This is a genomic window from Rhodococcus sp. Leaf225, from assembly GCF_001426145.1.
Lineage (GTDB): Bacteria > Actinomycetota > Actinomycetes > Mycobacteriales > Mycobacteriaceae > Rhodococcoides.
In genome coordinates this window covers 323-1,020 of sequence record NZ_LMRN01000004.1, presented here as the reverse complement: position 1 = coordinate 1,020, position 698 = coordinate 323, and the positions used below count along the sequence as shown (strand labels likewise).

General features: G+C 53.3%; 1 rRNA gene (cut by a window edge). It reads right to left on the bottom strand.

Annotated elements, in window-relative coordinates:
* Window positions 1–78 precede the first annotated feature (78 nt).
* Window positions 79–698 (bottom strand): 23S ribosomal RNA (locus tag ASG69_RS00025) (its annotated part continues 322 nt past the right edge of the window); the annotation flags it as partial.

Genomic DNA, 698 nt, shown 5'->3' with positions numbered 1-698 from the left:
TGGTTCGTTGCGAACTTTCGGTTCGTATCATCTTCACCACCACAATTTGGCTTCGTGCGCAAATTGCTTGGGTGTTATATGGTCAAGCCTCACGGGCAATTAGTATTGGTTAGCTCAACGCCTCACAGCGCTTACACACCCAACCTATCAACGTCGTAGTCTTCGACGGCCCTTCAGGGGACTCAAGGTCCCAGTGAGATCTCATCTTGAGGCTAGTTTCCCGCTTAGATGCTTTCAGCGGTTATCTATTCCGAACATAGCTACCCGGCAATGCCACTGGCGTGACAACCGGAACACCAGAGGTTCGTCCACTCCGGTCCTCTCGTACTAGGAGCAGCCCCTCTCAAATCTCAAACGTCCACGGCAGATAGGGACCGAACTGTCTCACGACGTTCTAAACCCAGCTCGCGTACCACTTTAAATGGCGAACAGCCATACCCTTGGGACCGGCTTCAGCCCCAGGATGTGATGAGCCGACATCGAGGTGCCAAACACCGCCGTCGATATGAACTCTTGGGCGGTATCAGCCTGTTATCCCCGGAGTACCTTTTATCCGTTGAGCGATGGCCCTTCCATACAGAACCACCGGATCACTAAGACCTACTTTCGTACCTGCTCGACGTGTTTGTCTCGCAGTCAAGCGCGCTTTTGCCTTTATACTCTACGACCGATTTCCGACCGGTCTGAGCGCACCTTCG